Below are 14902 nucleotides of genomic sequence, written 5' to 3' on the forward strand. Positions count from 1 at the left end.
GGCTTGCGGCGTCGGACCCGGACTTGGCCGACCTCGCCTACGCCGCCTGCGAGGCCTCGGGCGAGGATCCGGGAGCCTGGGTCCAGAGCCTGCTGCGCGATCACCTCTCGGCGGCCGACGACGAGGAGTGGACGCGGTTGCTGTCGGCGGCGAAGGACGCCGAGGATTCCGCGCTCGCCTGCGCCCGCGCCGTGCTGCGGCAAAAACTGCAACCGGCGGCCCGCACCTTCACCCTGCTGAAGCGGCGACGCTAGGACGGCCTGCGTCATGACGCCGAAAGCCAGTTCGCCGGGTATGACGCAGGGCGTGCCGATCGAGCCCATGCCGATGGAACTGATCGCCTCGCCGCTCGACTGGCTGTTCGCCGAACACTATCGGCAGCGCCAGCTTTGCCGAACGATCGACGCGGCGGCCGTTATGCCCGAACGGCCGTCGAGGCTGCTGGCTGTGATCATTGACTATCTCAGACATGATCTGCCCTTGCATGTGCTGGACGAGGAGGAAGACCTCTTTCCCCTATTGCGGCGACGTTGCCCGCCCGAGGATGACATCCATGGAGTCCTCGGCATGCTTTCCAGCGATCACCATGCTGAAGCTGCGAGCGCGGCCCGACTCGCCGATCGTCTGGAGGAAGTGCTCAGGGCGTCCGGCGACCGACCGATGACGCCTGATTTGGTGCGGTCCATGGGCAACTTCACCCAGAGGGAAAGGCGACACATCGCTCTAGAGAATGCGGTCGTGCTGCCGATCGCCCGTCTGAGGCTGACGCCGCGCGACCTGTCCGGTCTGTCGCGACGTCTGGCTGCGCGGCGCGGGCGTGGCTGAAATGGAAAAAACCTCATGATCGACAACCTTCTGGACGCGAATCTACGGTGGGCGGCGACGAAGACCCGCATGGACGCCGACTACTTCCGTCGACTGGCCCGCCTGCAGGAGCCTGAGTATCTCTGGGTCGGCTGTTCGGACAGCCGTGTGCCCGCGAACGAGATTGTGGGACTGGATCCCGGCGAACTGTTCGTGCATCGCAACATCGCCAATCTGGCCTCGCCGCAGGACATCAACTTCCTGTCGGTGCTGCAGTACGCCGTCGAAGTGCTGAAGGTTCGCCATATCATCGTTTGCGGCCATTACGGGCTGTGGCGGGGTGCGCGCGGCCCTGACGCGGCGCCGCCAGGGCTTGATCGACCATTGGCTTCAACCTGTGCGGCGGCTGGCCCACGAACGGGCGGGCGAGTTGCGCCTGATTGAAGATCCGGAGATGAGGGCCAACCGTCTTTGCGAGTGCAATGTCGTGGCCCAAGTCGAGGCGGTGGCGGCCAATCCTTTCGTGCGCGACGCCTGGCGCAAGGGCCAGTCGCTGACGGTTCACGGCTGGGTTTATTCCATTCAGGACGGGCTTCTGCGCGATCTTGAGGTAAGCGTCTCGGCGCCGTCTCGCGCGCCCCGCCGAACGCCGTGATGACGCCGGTCGTCATCCTGGCGGGAGGGGAGGGCCGACGCATGGGCGGGCGAAAGCCGGAGCGGCTTCTGGCGGGACGTCCCTTGATCGCCCACGCGGTGGATCAGGCGCGGAAATGGGGCGATCCCGTCGCCGTCGCGTTTGCGCAGCGAGGGCCAATGGCCGAACCCTGAACCGGACGTGCGCCTGATCCAAGACGACCCAGCCCTGGAGGGGCCGTTGGCCGGATTGGCGGCGGCGCTGGAGTGGGCCCTGTCGCTGGGGCGGGATCGCGTTCTGGTCGCAGCCTGCGACACGCCTTTCCTGCCGAACGACCTGGCGCGACGCCTGGAGGAAGAACTGCGGCCGGATGCGGGCGCGGCCCTGGCCGCGACTCCGGGGCGGCTGCATCCCGCCTGCGCCCTCTGGCGTGTGGAAAGCCTGGCCGCGGTCCGGTCCGAGGCTGCGGCGGGGAGGGGTTCTCTTCGCGGCGTCGCCGCGCGAGCAGCGGCCACGATTGTCGAATGGCCGGCTCAGGCGGCGGACGCATTCGCCAATATCAATACGCCGCAAGACCTGTTGCTGGCGCAGGCGCGGCTGAAGGAAATTTCTTCCTGCTGATTTGCCAGAGCGCAAAAGAGACGCACCGACCGAAGCGCATGGTTGCGGGGCAGGAGGTAGAGCGTCATGCCGACCCTTGGGAAGCCAAGCATCCACGTCCGCCGAGAGGCGATGACGGGCGAGATGCGACGTGTGCTGACCGACGCGGTGGGGCTAGCCGACCGGCTCGAACCTAGCCTGGCTTGCCACGAAGCCTGGCCACATGGCCTCGGCGACATACTGGCGGATCTTCTCGACCTGTTTGAGGATCACATGGGCCGTGAAGCGAGATGGTTCGCCGCTCAGGAAGGGAGTGTCGTGCCGGTGCTGACGGCGGATCATCAGGCGCTTGGCGAGGGCTTGCAGGCGGTTCAGAAGGCGACTCGACGTCTCACCGCGCCGCAAGGAGCCTGTGCGGAATGGGAACGGCTCTATGCCCTATGCGGTCGTCTTCACCAATCGCTTCTGACCAGGATTCAGCAAGAAGACGAAGTCCTGGAAAGCCTGCACGCCTGAAGAAACTGCTTTCCGGGCCTGAGGCGAAAGGCGTCGTTTCAGATTCCGTGGCTCAGGACCGTCACGCGAACGAGCTCTGAAAGGCTTCTGACCTGCATCTTGGTCATGACATTAGCGCGATAGACCTCGACCGTTCGCGGACTGATGCCCAGATCATACGCAATGACCTTGTTTCGCATGGCCGGCGACCAGGCCGTCCAGCACCTGTTTCTCACGCGCTGACAGGGTCTCCAGTCTTTCGAGAACGAGCCGGTCCGCCGCTGAGGCGGGCGTGGAGCCGTCGAGGGCTCGGCCCAGGGCGTCCAGCAGCAATTCGTCCGTGAAGGGCTTCTCTATAAAATCCTGCACGCCGGCGCGGATAGCCTCGATGGCGAGCGGCACGTCGGCGTGCCCGGTCATGACCACGACCGGCAGGTTCACGCCCTGAGCACGAAGCTGACGGACTAGTTCTATACCGTTCATGTCCGGCATGCGGACATCGGTCAGTACGCATCCCTCCAGCGTCGTCTTCGCCGCTGCGTCCAGCAAATCTCCGCCGCCGGCGTAGAGACGGGTGGCGATGTCGTTCGTCTCCAGCATGAACGCGAGAGAGTCTCGCAGTGCGGAGTCGTCATCGACCACATGCACCATGGCGTCAGGCGTCGTCGTCATTCAACCTCTCCTGGTCGGCCGCTTTCAGGGTAAAGGCGAACCGGGTGCCGCCGCGGAGGTTGGGTTCTGCCCAGATTCGCCCGCCGTGCGCCTCGATGATGGTGCGGCAGATCGAAAGGCCGATGCCCATTCCGCTACGCTTGGTCGTCATGAAGGGCTGGAACAGCACTCCCGACATGAAGGGATCCAGGCCTGAGCCGGTGTCCGAAACCGTCACGCGCGCCTCTCCCTGCTCCCTTTGAAGCGAGATAGTCAGATGCCGAACCGGCTGGTCCTCCATCGCCTCCATGGCGTTCCGGATCAGGTTGAGAATTACCTGCTGGATCTGGACGCGGTCGGCCAGGACGAGGTCCACCCCCGGATCGAAGACGAAGTCCACGTGGACACCGTGTTCCTTGGCGCCGACGAGAGCGAGGGCTCCTGCCTCCTCGATCAGCTTGGGGAGACTTTCGACCTGTCGCTCGACCTCGCCGCGCGCCACGAAATCACGTAGGCGGCGAATGATCTCTCCAGCGCGGAGCGCCTGATCTCGCGCCTTGCCGAGCGCATCATCCAAGCGGTCGCGCGGCAGGTCCGGCTTGTCTAGCAGGCGGATTGAGCCGTTCAGATAATTGGTCAGGGCGCTCAAGGGCTGATTGAGTTCGTGGGCCAGGGCCGAGGCCATCTCCCCCATGGCGGTGAGCCGCCCGATATGTATCAGCTCGGTCTGAAGATCTTGAAGTCGCGCTTCTGTTGCTTGGCGCTCCGTCAAGTCGCGGATGAACCCTGTGAAGAAGCGCTGATCTCCCGAACGCATTTCGCCGACTGCGAGCTCCATCGGAAAGGTCGATCCGTCCTTGCGTTGTCCCACCACGACGCGGCCCAAGCCTATGATGCGCTTCTCGCCCGTTCGCATGTAGCGTTCGAGATAGCTGTCGTGGGCCGCCTTGTAGGGTTCGGGCATGAGTCGCTTGACGTTTTCGCCCACGACCTCCTCGAGAGACCAACCGAACATGCGTTCCGCTGTGGGGCTGAAGGATCTTATGATCCCGTTCTCGGTAATGACCACCATAGCGTCGGGGACCGTGTCGAGAATGGACTGCAGATGAGCCTCGCGCGCTCGCAGGTGGGCGTTCACCGCCGTAGCCTGCGCGCGCATGCGATGCAGTAGCTCGCCGCCGAAACTGATGAGCCCGCCCAGGACAAGAAAGACCACGGCGGCCAGGAAGTCGCCTTCGGTCTGTTCCCCTCCCTGCCAGGTGACAAGCAGACCGCCGCCCACGCCTAGAAGCGTAGCCAGCAGGCCGGGACCGACCCCGCCGACGGCCGCCGCGGCGGCCACCACAGGCACGAAGAACAGGAAGGCGATGCGATCGCCCAGTTCCGGTTCCATTGCCGTTCGGGCGGCGTAGGCCGCCGCGACGCCCGCCACGGACACGAGGAAGCCCATGACGTATCGTCGCGAAGCTCTGCCTGACGACGGAGCGGCAGAGGGTGCGAGGGGGTGCTTCATCATGTCGACCGTCGCGCCGTCGGCGCCGAGGGACGATCAGTCTGGCGGATTCCGCACCGCAAGACCATGCGATGGAACGGACAATCATCAATGCGCCGTTTGATCAGCGTCAAACAGGGAGCCTTGGGCGGCGATTATATGAAGCGGGACTTCATAACGGATCGTCTTCATGAAACGTCTCCTGCTCGCCACCACTGCTGTCGCCCTTCTATCCGGCGGCGTGGCTCACGCCCGGGTCCAGTCACAAGGCGAGGAGTTTGACGGTTGTCCGGGTGAAAATCTGGGCGAGGCCTATAGACTGGGAGAAGTGGTCGTCACAGCTCGGGATCGGATGGGGCGTCCGGCCGGCGGCGCCGTGATCCGAGCCGACGACATCGAGCGTTTCGGCCGGACCAGCGTGGATCAGGCGCTTGACCTCCTGCCTGGGGTCAGCGCCGTTTCGACGGGCGGATCACGCCAATGAGCGCTACGCCTCGATCCGGGGCTTTGATCGGTTTCAGACGACCCTCTCGATCGACGGGGTCAGGGTATTCCTGCCGGCCGACAATCGTGTCGACCTGGCCCGTTTCCTGACCGCGGACCTGTCGCAGGTGCAGGTCGCCAAGGGCTATGTCTCGGTGCTGGACGGACCGGGCGCGATGGGCGGGGCGATCAATCTGGTGACGCGCCGACCGACCCAGGCCTTCGAGGGAGAGGTCGGCGTCGGCGTGGAATTCGACAATCGCCTGCAGACCGCCCGACATGCCGTGACCGCCCGGGTCGGAGGCGCCTCGCAGCGCGGCTACGCCCAGATCAGCGGCGTCTACGCCGAGCGCGGCCACTGGTCCCTTCCGCGCGGCTTCGAGGCCACGACGCTGGAGGACGGCGGGCGGCGCGATTTTTCGGATACGGTGGACTGGCGCATCAATCTGATTACGGCCGAGGTCGCGCTCACGCCCGCCGTGGATCTGATCTTCGGCGCCAGAAATCTCTTCGACGCGACCTACATGCTGACGGACGGTTATCCGGAGGCGGGCCGAAGCGTCCGTCTCGACCTGAAGGCGCGGTTCTGATGCGCGAGGTCGCGGCGGGACTGGAGGCGAGCGTCTCTCTTTTCAGAGAAGGCCGCTCTCCAGTCAGTACGGACCGGACGGCGCTGCTGCGCGCGGTCGAGGAGACCGGATCGATCAGCGGCGCTGCACGGCGTCTGGGGCTCAGCTATCGGGGCGCCTGGGATCAGGTGCAGGCGCTGAACAACCTGTTTCGAAAGCCCCCTGATCGTCGCGGAGCGTGGCCGATTGGGTAAGGGCAATGCGGTCCTCACGCCGCGCGGTCGGGCCATGATTGACGTGCTGGAGCGGGTGCGGGCGGAACTGACTGCGGCCGTGGCCCGGGTCGGCGACCTCTTCGACGGCGACATCGCCGCGGACCTTTTCTGGAGTTTGGGCATGAAGACCAGCGTGCGCAACGCCCTGCGGGGGCGGGTGACGGAAATCACGCGCGGGGCGGTGAACGGCGAGGTCGTCGTCGCGCTGAGCGACGAGGCGCAAATCGTCTCCATCCTGGCTCATCGCGATATCGACGGACTGGGCCTGACGCCCGGCGCCGCCGTCGTCGTCCTGATCCAGGCCGGCGACATCGTCCTCGTTCAGGGCGACGGGCTGCGAACCTCGGCGCGCAACCGGCTTCCGGGGCGCGTGAGCGGCCGCGAGGACGGCGCGGTCAACAGCGAAATCAGCCTGAACATCGGCGGCGCGAAGACCCTGGTCGCCACAGTGACTCTGGAGAGCGCGCGGGCGCTCGACCTGACCCCCGGCGCCGCCGTGACCGCCCTGGTCAAGGCGCCCCACGTAATCCTCGCGACGGAGACTTGAGATGCGCATCGCCCTTATCCTGACAGCCGTGCTGGCCCTCGCGCCCGACCCGGCCCTGGCGCAATCGCTGGTCCTGCAGGGCGCCGGCGGCGAGACGGTCGCGCTTGAGGCGGCCGATCTTTTGGCCTTCCCCCAGGAGACGGTCGACTTAAACAGCCACGGAGCCGTCGTGACCTATGCCGGTCCCCTCCTGTTCGAGCTTCTGGGTCTGGCAGGCGCGCCGGAGAGCGCGGAGATGCACGGCGCCGCGCTGGCCCAAGCGGTCCGGATCACCGCCTCCGACGGCTATCAGGTCGTTCTGAGTCTTGGCGAGACCGATCCCGGCCTGCGCGCGGCTCGGACGATCATCGCCGCGCCGTCGGCGACGGTCGATGCGGACCGTCCGGCCGGGTTCCGGGTGATCGTCGAGGATGAGATTCGACCTGCCCGGTCGGTCTATGGCGTGACGCGGATCGAGATCCTGAATCTGAGTCAGGGTTTGCCGCACTCGGGATCGCACCATTGACCTGGGCGGATAGGCCCTTTGCGATCGGCCGTCGCGGATTCGTCGGCCTGTTTCTGGCGGCCTCGCTGCTGGCGGGCTGCGGTTCGTCTACTGGCGAGGCTGAAACGGCGCCCGTGGTCTTCGCCGCGGCGAGTTTGCAGGAGGCCATCGGTGACGTGTCGGAGGCCTGGGTGCGACGTGGTCATCGCGCTCCGGTGGTCTCCTTCGCAGGATCTTCGGCCCTGGCTCGCCAGATCGGCGCGGGGGCGCGCGCCGATCTTTTCATCTCGGCGGACGAGGCCTGGATGGACGCGTTGCAGGATCAGGGGCGCGTGGTCGTCGCCTCGCGCGCCGTCCTGGCCCGGAATCGCCTGGTGCTGGTGGCGCCCGCGCCGGCGGCGCCGCTGGACCTGCGCGATCAGGGGGCCTTCGATGCGGCCCTGGGCGAGGGAAGGCTGGCCATCGCCGATCCCGAGGCGGTCCCGGCCGGACGCTACGGCAAGGCCGCCCTCACGGCCTTGGAGCTCTGGCCGCGGGTCGAGGGGCGCTTGGCTCCGGCAGAGAACGTGCGCGCCGCTCTGGCCCTGGTCGAGCGCGGCGCTGCGCCTCTGGGCGTGGTCTATGCGACCGACGCCCGTGCGTCGGAAAGAGCGACCGTGGTCGCGGTCTTCCCCGCTACGACCCATCCGCCGATCGTTTATCCCATCGCCCGGTTGACGAGGTCCGACAACAGGGAGGCCGAGGCCTTCCGGCGCTTCCTGCTCTCGGACGAGGCCGCCGCCATCTTCCGGGCGCGCGGCTTCGCGGCGGGAGCGGAATCATGATCCAGGCCGCCGACTGGAGCATCGTGGCCCTGTCGCTCAAGGTCGCCGTGGTCGCTGTCCTGGGCGCCTTGCCCCCTGCGTGCGCCCTGGCCTGGCTGCTGTCGCGCGTCCGCTTTCCGGGCAAGGTGTTGCTGGACGGCCTGGTTCACCTGCCATTGGTGACGCCGCCCGTGGTGGTCGGCTGGCTCCTGCTCAGCCTGTTCGGGCCCGCCGCGCCGATCGGGCGATGGTTGGAAGAGGTCTTGGGGCTGGAGCTGATGTTCCGCTGGACCGGCGCGGCCCTGGCCGCAGGCGTCATGGCCCTACCGCTCATGGTGCGGTCCATGCGGCTTTCGTTCGACGGCGTGGACCGGCGGCTGGAGGACGCGGCGCGAAGCCTGGGCGCCGGTCCGGTTCGCGTCTTCTGGAGCGTAAGCGCGCCGCTCGCCGCGCCTGGCGTCCTCGCCGCCCTGGTCCTGGGCTTCGCCCGCGCGCTGGGCGAGTTCGGGGCCACGATCGCCTTCGTCTCCAATATTCCCGGCGAGACCCGGACCCTTTCGTTGGCCATCTACAGCGCCCTGCAGACGCCGGGCGGAGAAGGAACGGCGACCCGCCTGGCGGTTTTGTCCATCCTCGTCTCCCTCGCTGCCCTGGTCGCGTCCGAAGCCATGATCCGAAAGGGGCGGCGACATGCGGCTTGAGGCAGACGTCAGCCTGAGAAACGGGGAGGGCGCCCTGACCGCTCGGTTCCGGATCGACGAGCCCCTATGCGTCGTGACCGGCGCCTCCGGCGCGGGCAAGACGACGCTGCTGCACATGATCGCTGGTCTGCGGCGGCCGGACAGGGGGATCATCCGTCTGAACGGGACGACGCTGTTCGACTCGGCCGCAGGGGTGGACCTGGCGCCCGAACGTCGGGCGATCGCCTGCGTCTTTCAGGACGATCGGCTGCTGCCCCACATGGACGTAAGGGCCAATCTCCTGTTCGGCCGCGCGGATCACAGGCGCGAGCGCGGAATGGAGGAGTTCGATCAGGTCGTGGATGCGTTGGGGCTGCGCGGCCTGCTGCGTCGCAAGCCGGCGAGCCTGTCGGGCGGCGAAAAGCGGCGGACGGCGCTGGCGCGAGCCCTACTGCAGCGTCCGGCTCGACTTCTGTTGCTGGACGAGCCCTTGACGGGACTGGACCTAGCTCGCCGCGAGGCGGCCCTGGAATTGATCGAACGCCGACGGGACCGGACCGGAACGGGCGTCCTCTATGTGACGCATCAGGCGACTGAGGCGCGACGGCTGGGCGGGACGCATCTTGGGGTCTGCGTGAACGATCTCGGCGTTGCGCGAGCGCAAGTCCGGCTGACCCCGGGCGTCGTAGAGGCATTCCCGTCGCCGTTTTTCGCGACGTCCTGATCCGAAGGAAGGCAGATGATCACCAGACGCATGGCCATGGGTGGGGCGGGCTTGGTCATGCTGGGCGCAGCGGCCAAGCCGGTCGTCCACGAGGTTCGTATGCTTAATCGCGGGGCGGCCGGCTCCATGGTTTTCGAGCCCGGCCTGATACGGGCCCTCGTCGGCGACGTCGTTCGTTTTCTTCCTACGGATCCTGGTCACAACGCTGAACTGATCCGCGGAATGACGCCGGACGGCGTTCCTCTGGCCCGAGGGTTGATGAACCGAACCCTTGATCTGCCGATCCGACGCCCCGGTCTCTACGGCGTGAAATGCGCGCCGCACCTGGGAATGGGAATGGTGGCCCTGATTGCCGTCGGCAATGTGAAGGCGGATGTCGCAGCGTTCCAGACGGCCGCGGCGCGCCTGCCGACCCTGTCCCGTCGCAGGATGACGGCCATGCTGCAACAGGTGGTCTGACGGGACGCAACTCCGGTGTTTCCCCTAGGCGAGATACCCGAATACCTGCGGGTGAAGACCCCGACTAGCTTCGCGGCATCGAATGATGAGGTTGTCATGAACGCCGCCTTCACCCTACCGCCAGCGGCCGCAACGGCTGGATCGGCTGTCTCGGCGTCCGACGCCTGTTGCCGCCTTTGCAAGGCTTTCGCTGAAAGCCAGACGGCGGCGACGCGGGTCGGCGCAGGCGAGGAAGTCTTCCTCGAGGGCGAGGAAGCCGATTTCGTCTATCGTGTGGAGGAGGGCGTGCTGATGAGTTATCGCATGCTTGGCGACGGCCGACGCCAGGTCGTCGACTTTCACCTTCCGGGCGAGTTCCTGGGCTTGGAGGCGGGGGTGGAGTATTCCCTTACCGCCCAGGCCGTAACGCCGGCCAAGGTGGTCGCCCTGGGACGGCGTCGGCTGGCGACGCTCGCTGCCGACGATGTCCGTCTGACCCGTGACCTGTGGTCGGCGACGGTGGGCGCCTATCAGCGCAGCCAGGATCACGCCGCCATCCTGGCGCGACAGAGCGCCACGGAGCGCGTGGCCGCCTTCCTTCTCAGCTACGCACGGCGCATCGGCGCAGTCAGGGACATGACCTTGCCCATGAGCCGTCAGGATATGGCGGATTTTCTCGGCCTCGCCATCCACACTGTCTCGCGAACGCTTACTCACCTGGAGGCGGACGGTCTGATCGCGGCGCGTTCCAGCCGTCAGGTCCGACTGATGCGCAGAGACCGGCTGATGGCGCTGTGCCCATGACGCCCCTCGAAGAAAAACGAGTGCAGGGGGGTCTGGCTGGCCGTCATGTTCCGCGTACCTTTTCCGACCGGTTGGCGCGGGGTGCGGTCAGGGGATTGCGCACCTGCGCAGGCGGCGTCTTCGCCAGACGGTACGGGCATCGCGCTGTAGTGTTGGAAACCATCGCGGCCGTGCCGGCCATGGTCGCGGCGACTCTGACCCATCTCCGTGCGCTGCGGACCACGACGGATGATCGGGGTCGGGTGCGGATGCTGATGAATGAGGCAGAGAACGAACGGATGCATCTGATGACCTTTGTCGAGGTTCATCGTCCGGGTCTGATCGAACGCCTCGCGATCATGATGGCGCAAGGAGGGGCCTATCTGGTCTTCTGCGTATTGTATCTCTGCTCCGCGCCCACTGCGCACCGGTTGGCCGCCTATCTCGAGGATGAGGCGGTGGCCAGCTACACCCATTATCTGGCCGAGATCGACGAAGGACGCAGCCCGAACCCGGATGCGCCGCAGATGGCCCGCGACTATTGGGGGTTGCCGGAGGATGCGACCCTCTGGGACGTGATCTTTATGGTGCGGGCCGACGAGATGGGGCATCGCGACGTCAACCACGCCATCGCAGACGAATTGACTCGGGCGCGTGAGCGCAAGCCAGTCCCGATCAAGCCACACTGGACGGCTTCCTGATCGCGCGTCCGGCGCTCGTCCCCTATGTCCCGAGCCGTTTCATGATCGATCCGCTTCCTTCTGCCTGGCTTCCCTTCGCGTCCAGATCGCTGCCCCGTTACACCAGCTATCCCACGGCGATCGCTTTTCGGCCGGTGAGAACGGGCGATGTCCCTTGGTCGGAAGACGGATCAGACAACGCTCTTTCGCTCTATGTCCATGTGCCCTTCTGCGAGCGGCTGTGCTGGTATTGCGGATGCAACACCACCATCGTCTCCTCCTACGAACGCATCGCCGCTTTCCATGAGGTGCTCCTGAAGGAGATCAATCTCTGGCGGACGCGGGCCGAGTCCTGGAAGGGGCAAGTCCGTCATCTTCACTTCGGAGGCGGCAGCCCGAACGCCTTGCGGCCGGAGGATTTTGGGGCGGTGGTGCGGGCGCTGCAGGATATCTTTATCTTTGCGCCCGACGCCGAGATCGCCGTCGAACTGGACCCAGCCTTGCTCAATCCCGCCTTTGTGGACGGTTTGGGACAGGCCGGCGTTACGCGCGCCAGCCTGGGAGTCCAGACATTCGACGCCGACGTGCAGGCTCTGATCAACAGGCCGCAGCCCTTCGCACAGGTGGCGGAGGCGGTGAGGCGGCTTCGGCAGGCCGGGATCAGGGGCGTCAACTTCGACCTGATGTACGGTCTGCCGGCCCAGACGCCCGACAATGTGGCCGCTACGGCTCGCTTGGCGGCCTCGTTGGAGCCGGATCGCCTGGCGGTCTTCGGCTACGCCCATGTACCGTGGATGAAGAAACACCAGAAGTTGATCGAGGAGGGCACCTTGGCGGACGTCGCGGGTCGATGGGAGCAGGCGGGCGCGGCAGACGCCGTCCTGACGGAGGGAGGGTATCGCAGGATCGGTCTCGATCACTACGCTCGTCCCTGTGATCCCTTGTCTCGAGCTTTGGACGACCGGCGTCTGCGGCGGAACTTTCAAGGCTATACCGACGACCCTGCCTCAATCCTCATCCCCTTCGGCCCCTCGGCGATCGGCCAGCAGCCTTCGGCAATGGTCCAGAACGCTGTCGATGCGCGAACATGGCGCGAGGCTGTGGGCGCCGGGCGCCTGCCGGTCGCTCGCTTTCTCGTCGTGACGGACGAGGATCGGTTGCGCAGTGAGGTGATCGAAAGCCTGATGACCTATCTGGACGTAGATCTGGAAGAGGTATGCCTACGTCACGGCGTCGGGGCGGGGCGGCTGGACGCCTGTCTCGAGACGCTCCGTCCGCTTGAAGAAGCTGGCCTGTGCGAGGTGATGGGGCGTCGCGTACGCATTCCCGAAGCCGCTCGTCGGCTGGCGCGGGTGACGGCGGCGGCCTTCGACGCCCGCTTGCCGGAGGCTGAGGGACGCCACGCCCGGGCGATCTGAATCGGCGGCTTGAAAACCGTCAAGCCCGTGCTTGACGGTTTTGGCGTGTGCATTTGACGGCGGGGTCGGGCCGCGCCCCTTCGCGCGGATTAGGCCGGGAGCGTGCTCAAGGAGAAGCGGGTATGCCCTTTCATTCGATCAAGACCTATGGCGCCGAGCGGGGCCTGTCGTGCGTGTTTCGTCAGTGGGATGCCCGCACAGACTGTCAGCTCATGCACGGCTATTCTCTCGGATTTCGCTTCACCTTCGCGGCTGAAACCCTGGATCGTCGCGGCTGGGTGCTCGATTTCGGCGAGGGCGGCTTCGGCGCCGTCCGACGCTGGCTCCACGCGACCTTCGATCACACCCTTCTGGTCGCTGCGGACGACCCGGCGCGCGAGAAGTTTGAGGAGCTGGCGCGATGCGGATTGGCCGACATCCGCATGGTGCCGGGAACAAGCTGCGAACGGCTGGCCCAACATGTGTTCGCGATGGTTCAGCCCATGGTCCATGACGCAACACAGGGGCGATGCCGCCTGCGTGCGGTCGAGTGCTTCGAGCACGGAGCCAATAGCGCCGTCTATGAGCAACCGGACGCGCAGCTTCAGCAGACCGTCGACGACGTCATGCGGGCGGTGCTCGAGAGGCTTGAATAGGAGGCGCCCTCTTGATGCCGGTCAATCGTGTCGTCCGGCGGCCTTTTGCCGGTCGGCAAGGCGAGCGCCGAGCCGGGCGCTAGGGTGACGGTCATGCCGACGCTCCGTTCTTATCCCGATCCCGTCCTGAAGCCTGCTGCGGGGGGCCTTGAGGAGGCGCCCGCGTCACCGAATTCGTCTTCGACGCGTCGGCGAAGTCGGCGGCGCGAACGCCTCCGCGACGTAGCCATTGAAAAGACGCTGATCGCGCTTCGCACCGTGCCGGAGCGACTGCTGGCCAGGGGAGTTCGAGATTTACGTCGTCGCCGCCCGGAAGTGTTTGAACGTCTGGGCCCTGTCGCGGATACCTCCATCGACATCGTCCCATCCAACCTGCCGATCAGGTTTCGATTGCGGCTGACCGACACTTGCCGTCCGGTCGCGGTGGTCGGCCGCGATGCCAAGGGGCCGTGCGCAGCCAGCATCGCCGGACCCTTGCCGCTCCTGTTGGAGGTGCTCGACGGTCGGTCTGACGCCGACGCCGCCTTCTTTTCTCGCCGTCTGGTCGTGACCGGAGACACCCAGACTGTCGTCGGTCTGCACAATACGCTCGAAGCCGCCGAGCTCGCTCCCGCCGATCTCGTCGGCGCGCCCCCCGCCTTGCGCGGCGCGGTTAACGCCTTGGCGCGGCGCGGACTGGACTGGCTCAACAGGCGAGGCGCGGGCGCATGAGGGGATCGATCGAACTGGTTTGTCCAGCCGGGTCGCCGGCCATGCTTCGGGCCGCCGTCGAGGCTGGCGCGGACAGCGTCTACTGCGGCCTCAGAGATGAAACGAACGCCCGGAACTTCCCTGGGCTGAACTTTTCTCCAGACGAACTGGCCCAGGCGTGCGCGTGGGCGCACGTGCGAGGTCGGCGGGTGCTGGTCGCGGTCAACACCTTCGCCCGGCCGGGCGAAACTGCGCGGTGGCAGGCCTCGATCGACGCCGCCGCCGTTTCCGGGGCGGATGCGGTGATTGTGGCCGATTTCGGCCTGCTGGCCTATGCCCGGGAGCGATGGCCCGAACTGAGGCTGCACCTTTCCGTCCAGGCGGCGGCCGGCTCGCCGGACGCCATACGCTTTTACGCCAGCGCCTATAATGTCCGGCGCGTCGTCCTGCCGCGCGTGCTCAGCGTGCAGGAGATCGCGTCGCTCATGCGGGAGGTGGAGGTCGAGACTGAAGCCTTTGTTTTCGGCGGACTCTGCGTCATGGCCGAAGGGCGATGCGCCCTATCTTCCTACGCTGCGAAGCGATCTCCCAATCTCTGCGGCGTATGCTCGCCCCCTGAAGCCGTGACCTACACGGAGGAGGATGAAGCGCTTGTCTCGCGCCTCGCCGGGTTTGCGCTTGATCGCTATCCGCTGGGCGAGAAAGCAGGCTATCCGACCCTCTGCAAAGGGCGCTTCGAAACACGGGGCCGGCTGTCTTATCTTTTTGAGGATCCTGTCAGTCTGAACGCCATGGGCCTTCTGTCCGGATTGCGGGCTGCGGGCGTCACAGCGGTGAAGGTCGAGGGACGCCAGCGCGGCAAGGCCTATGTGGCGCGCGTCGCCGGCGCCTTTCGTCAGGCCATAGACGCCCTGGACGCCGGCCGTGATCCGCAGCCGTTCGAAGGCCTGCTCAGCGACCTTGCCGAGGGGGGACGCGAGACGGCCGGCGCCTACAGAAAGACCTGGCGATGAAAGA

Annotated in this window: 25 protein-coding genes; 22 read left to right on the top strand and 3 right to left on the bottom strand. The window is 66.3% G+C overall.

Annotated features, from left to right (window positions below; all coding sequences use genetic code 11):
- The first annotated feature begins 23 nt into the window (after positions 1–23).
- The 7 genes from FGL25_RS17395 to FGL25_RS06505 all read left to right on the top strand — a co-directional run bounded on the left by FGL25_RS17395 (position 24) and on the right by FGL25_RS06505 (position 2554).
- Positions 24–254 (top strand): hypothetical protein, encoded by a 231-nt coding sequence (locus FGL25_RS17395; RefSeq protein WP_252970059.1) that lies wholly within the window; start codon positions 24–26, stop codon positions 252–254.
- Between the two features lie 13 nt (positions 255–267).
- Positions 268–825 (top strand): hemerythrin domain-containing protein, encoded by a 558-nt coding sequence (locus FGL25_RS06485; protein ID WP_252970060.1) that lies wholly within the window; start codon positions 268–270, stop codon positions 823–825.
- Positions 826–840: 15 nt separating this feature from the next.
- Positions 841–1248, top strand: a complete 408-nt coding sequence (locus FGL25_RS06490) for a carbonic anhydrase (RefSeq protein ID WP_354702794.1) — start codon at positions 841–843, stop codon at positions 1246–1248.
- On the top strand, positions 1145–1459 hold the full coding sequence (locus FGL25_RS17950) for a carbonic anhydrase (protein WP_354702795.1): 315 nt from the start codon (positions 1145–1147) through the stop codon (positions 1457–1459). The genes FGL25_RS06490 and FGL25_RS17950 overlap by 104 nt, the downstream gene beginning before the upstream one ends.
- Positions 1459–1632, top strand: a complete 174-nt coding sequence (locus FGL25_RS17955) for an NTP transferase domain-containing protein (RefSeq protein WP_138141283.1) — start codon at positions 1459–1461, stop codon at positions 1630–1632. The genes FGL25_RS17950 and FGL25_RS17955 overlap by 1 nt, the downstream gene beginning before the upstream one ends.
- Before the next feature lie 7 nt (positions 1633–1639).
- The gene (gene mobA, locus FGL25_RS06500) at positions 1640–2059 is read left to right on the top strand and encodes a molybdenum cofactor guanylyltransferase (RefSeq protein WP_167493306.1); all 420 of its coding nucleotides are present in this window, start codon (positions 1640–1642) and stop codon (positions 2057–2059) included.
- Between the two features lie 111 nt (positions 2060–2170).
- Positions 2171–2554 carry a hemerythrin domain-containing protein gene (locus tag FGL25_RS06505; RefSeq protein WP_167493307.1) on the top strand — a complete coding sequence of 128 codons (384 nt, stop codon included), beginning with the start codon at positions 2171–2173 and terminating at the stop codon, positions 2552–2554.
- A 38-nt stretch (positions 2555–2592) separates the two neighbouring features.
- On the opposite strand, the gene FGL25_RS17960 is transcribed toward FGL25_RS06505, so the two are convergent.
- The 3 genes from FGL25_RS17960 to FGL25_RS06515 are packed head-to-tail and all read right to left on the bottom strand — an operon-like array spanning position 2593 to position 4634.
- On the bottom strand, positions 2593–2733 hold the full coding sequence (locus tag FGL25_RS17960) for a LuxR C-terminal-related transcriptional regulator (RefSeq protein ID WP_354702796.1): 141 nt from the start codon (positions 2731–2733) through the stop codon (positions 2593–2595).
- Positions 2708–3205, bottom strand: a complete 498-nt coding sequence (locus FGL25_RS06510; protein WP_354702797.1) for a response regulator — start codon at positions 3203–3205, stop codon at positions 2708–2710. Before FGL25_RS06510 ends, FGL25_RS17960 begins: the two co-directional genes overlap by 26 nt.
- The gene (locus FGL25_RS06515) at positions 3189–4634 is read right to left on the bottom strand and encodes a PAS domain-containing sensor histidine kinase (protein WP_197733808.1); all 1446 of its coding nucleotides are present in this window, start codon (positions 4632–4634) and stop codon (positions 3189–3191) included. Before FGL25_RS06515 ends, FGL25_RS06510 begins: the two co-directional genes overlap by 17 nt.
- A 232-nt stretch (positions 4635–4866) precedes the next feature.
- On the opposite strand from FGL25_RS06515, the gene FGL25_RS16840 reads away from it, so the two are divergent.
- From FGL25_RS16840 to ubiU, 15 genes are all read left to right on the top strand, one after another.
- Complete coding sequence (locus tag FGL25_RS16840) at positions 4867–5160, top strand: hypothetical protein (protein ID WP_167493308.1); 294 nt, start codon at positions 4867–4869, stop codon at positions 5158–5160.
- Complete coding sequence (locus tag FGL25_RS06520) at positions 5108–5749, top strand: TonB-dependent receptor plug domain-containing protein (RefSeq protein ID WP_167493309.1); 642 nt, start codon at positions 5108–5110, stop codon at positions 5747–5749. Before FGL25_RS16840 ends, FGL25_RS06520 begins: the two co-directional genes overlap by 53 nt.
- Entirely contained in the window at positions 5749–5982 is a 234-nt protein-coding gene (locus FGL25_RS06525; RefSeq protein WP_138141286.1) for a winged helix-turn-helix domain-containing protein, read from the top strand. The genes FGL25_RS06520 and FGL25_RS06525 overlap by 1 nt, the downstream gene beginning before the upstream one ends.
- Positions 5975–6550: a TOBE domain-containing protein gene (locus FGL25_RS06530; RefSeq protein ID WP_138141287.1), complete on the top strand. Its 576-nt coding sequence runs from the start codon at positions 5975–5977 to the stop codon at positions 6548–6550. The genes FGL25_RS06525 and FGL25_RS06530 overlap by 8 nt, the downstream gene beginning before the upstream one ends.
- A 1-nt stretch (position 6551) precedes the next feature.
- Positions 6552–7055 carry a molybdopterin-binding oxidoreductase gene (locus FGL25_RS06535; RefSeq protein WP_138141288.1) on the top strand — a complete coding sequence of 168 codons (504 nt, stop codon included), beginning with the start codon at positions 6552–6554 and terminating at the stop codon, positions 7053–7055.
- Complete coding sequence (gene modA, locus FGL25_RS06540; RefSeq protein WP_197733809.1) at positions 7052–7858, top strand: molybdate ABC transporter substrate-binding protein; 807 nt, start codon at positions 7052–7054, stop codon at positions 7856–7858. The genes FGL25_RS06535 and modA overlap by 4 nt, the downstream gene beginning before the upstream one ends.
- Positions 7855–8538 (top strand): molybdate ABC transporter permease subunit, encoded by a 684-nt coding sequence (gene modB / locus FGL25_RS06545; RefSeq protein WP_252970061.1) that lies wholly within the window; start codon positions 7855–7857, stop codon positions 8536–8538. The genes modA and modB overlap by 4 nt, the downstream gene beginning before the upstream one ends.
- A 73-nt stretch (positions 8539–8611) precedes the next feature.
- The gene (locus FGL25_RS06550; RefSeq protein WP_252970062.1) at positions 8612–9241 is read left to right on the top strand and encodes an ATP-binding cassette domain-containing protein; all 630 of its coding nucleotides are present in this window, start codon (positions 8612–8614) and stop codon (positions 9239–9241) included.
- Between the two features lie 57 nt (positions 9242–9298).
- Positions 9299–9700 carry a pseudoazurin gene (locus tag FGL25_RS06555; RefSeq protein WP_252970063.1) on the top strand — a complete coding sequence of 134 codons (402 nt, stop codon included), beginning with the start codon at positions 9299–9301 and terminating at the stop codon, positions 9698–9700.
- A gap of 96 nt (positions 9701–9796) precedes the next feature.
- Positions 9797–10483, top strand: a complete 687-nt coding sequence (locus tag FGL25_RS06560) for a helix-turn-helix domain-containing protein (RefSeq protein WP_138141291.1) — start codon at positions 9797–9799, stop codon at positions 10481–10483.
- On the top strand, positions 10480–11163 hold the full coding sequence (locus FGL25_RS06565; protein WP_138141292.1) for an alternative oxidase: 684 nt from the start codon (positions 10480–10482) through the stop codon (positions 11161–11163). The genes FGL25_RS06560 and FGL25_RS06565 overlap by 4 nt, the downstream gene beginning before the upstream one ends.
- A gap of 41 nt (positions 11164–11204) precedes the next feature.
- The gene (gene hemN / locus FGL25_RS06570; protein ID WP_138141293.1) at positions 11205–12560 is read left to right on the top strand and encodes an oxygen-independent coproporphyrinogen III oxidase; all 1356 of its coding nucleotides are present in this window, start codon (positions 11205–11207) and stop codon (positions 12558–12560) included.
- A gap of 122 nt (positions 12561–12682) precedes the next feature.
- Positions 12683–13195 carry a 6-pyruvoyl trahydropterin synthase family protein gene (locus tag FGL25_RS06575; RefSeq protein WP_125902188.1) on the top strand — a complete coding sequence of 171 codons (513 nt, stop codon included), beginning with the start codon at positions 12683–12685 and terminating at the stop codon, positions 13193–13195.
- Between the two features lie 93 nt (positions 13196–13288).
- Positions 13289–13906 (top strand): ubiquinone anaerobic biosynthesis accessory factor UbiT, encoded by a 618-nt coding sequence (gene ubiT, locus FGL25_RS06580; protein WP_138141294.1) that lies wholly within the window; start codon positions 13289–13291, stop codon positions 13904–13906.
- 41 nt (positions 13907–13947) lie between these two features.
- Positions 13948–14898 (top strand): ubiquinone anaerobic biosynthesis protein UbiU, encoded by a 951-nt coding sequence (gene ubiU, locus FGL25_RS06585; protein ID WP_436835259.1) that lies wholly within the window; start codon positions 13948–13950, stop codon positions 14896–14898.
- Positions 14899–14902 lie beyond the last annotated feature (4 nt).

This window comes from Brevundimonas vancanneytii (assembly GCF_901421975.1).
GTDB lineage: Bacteria > Pseudomonadota > Alphaproteobacteria > Caulobacterales > Caulobacteraceae > Brevundimonas > Brevundimonas diminuta.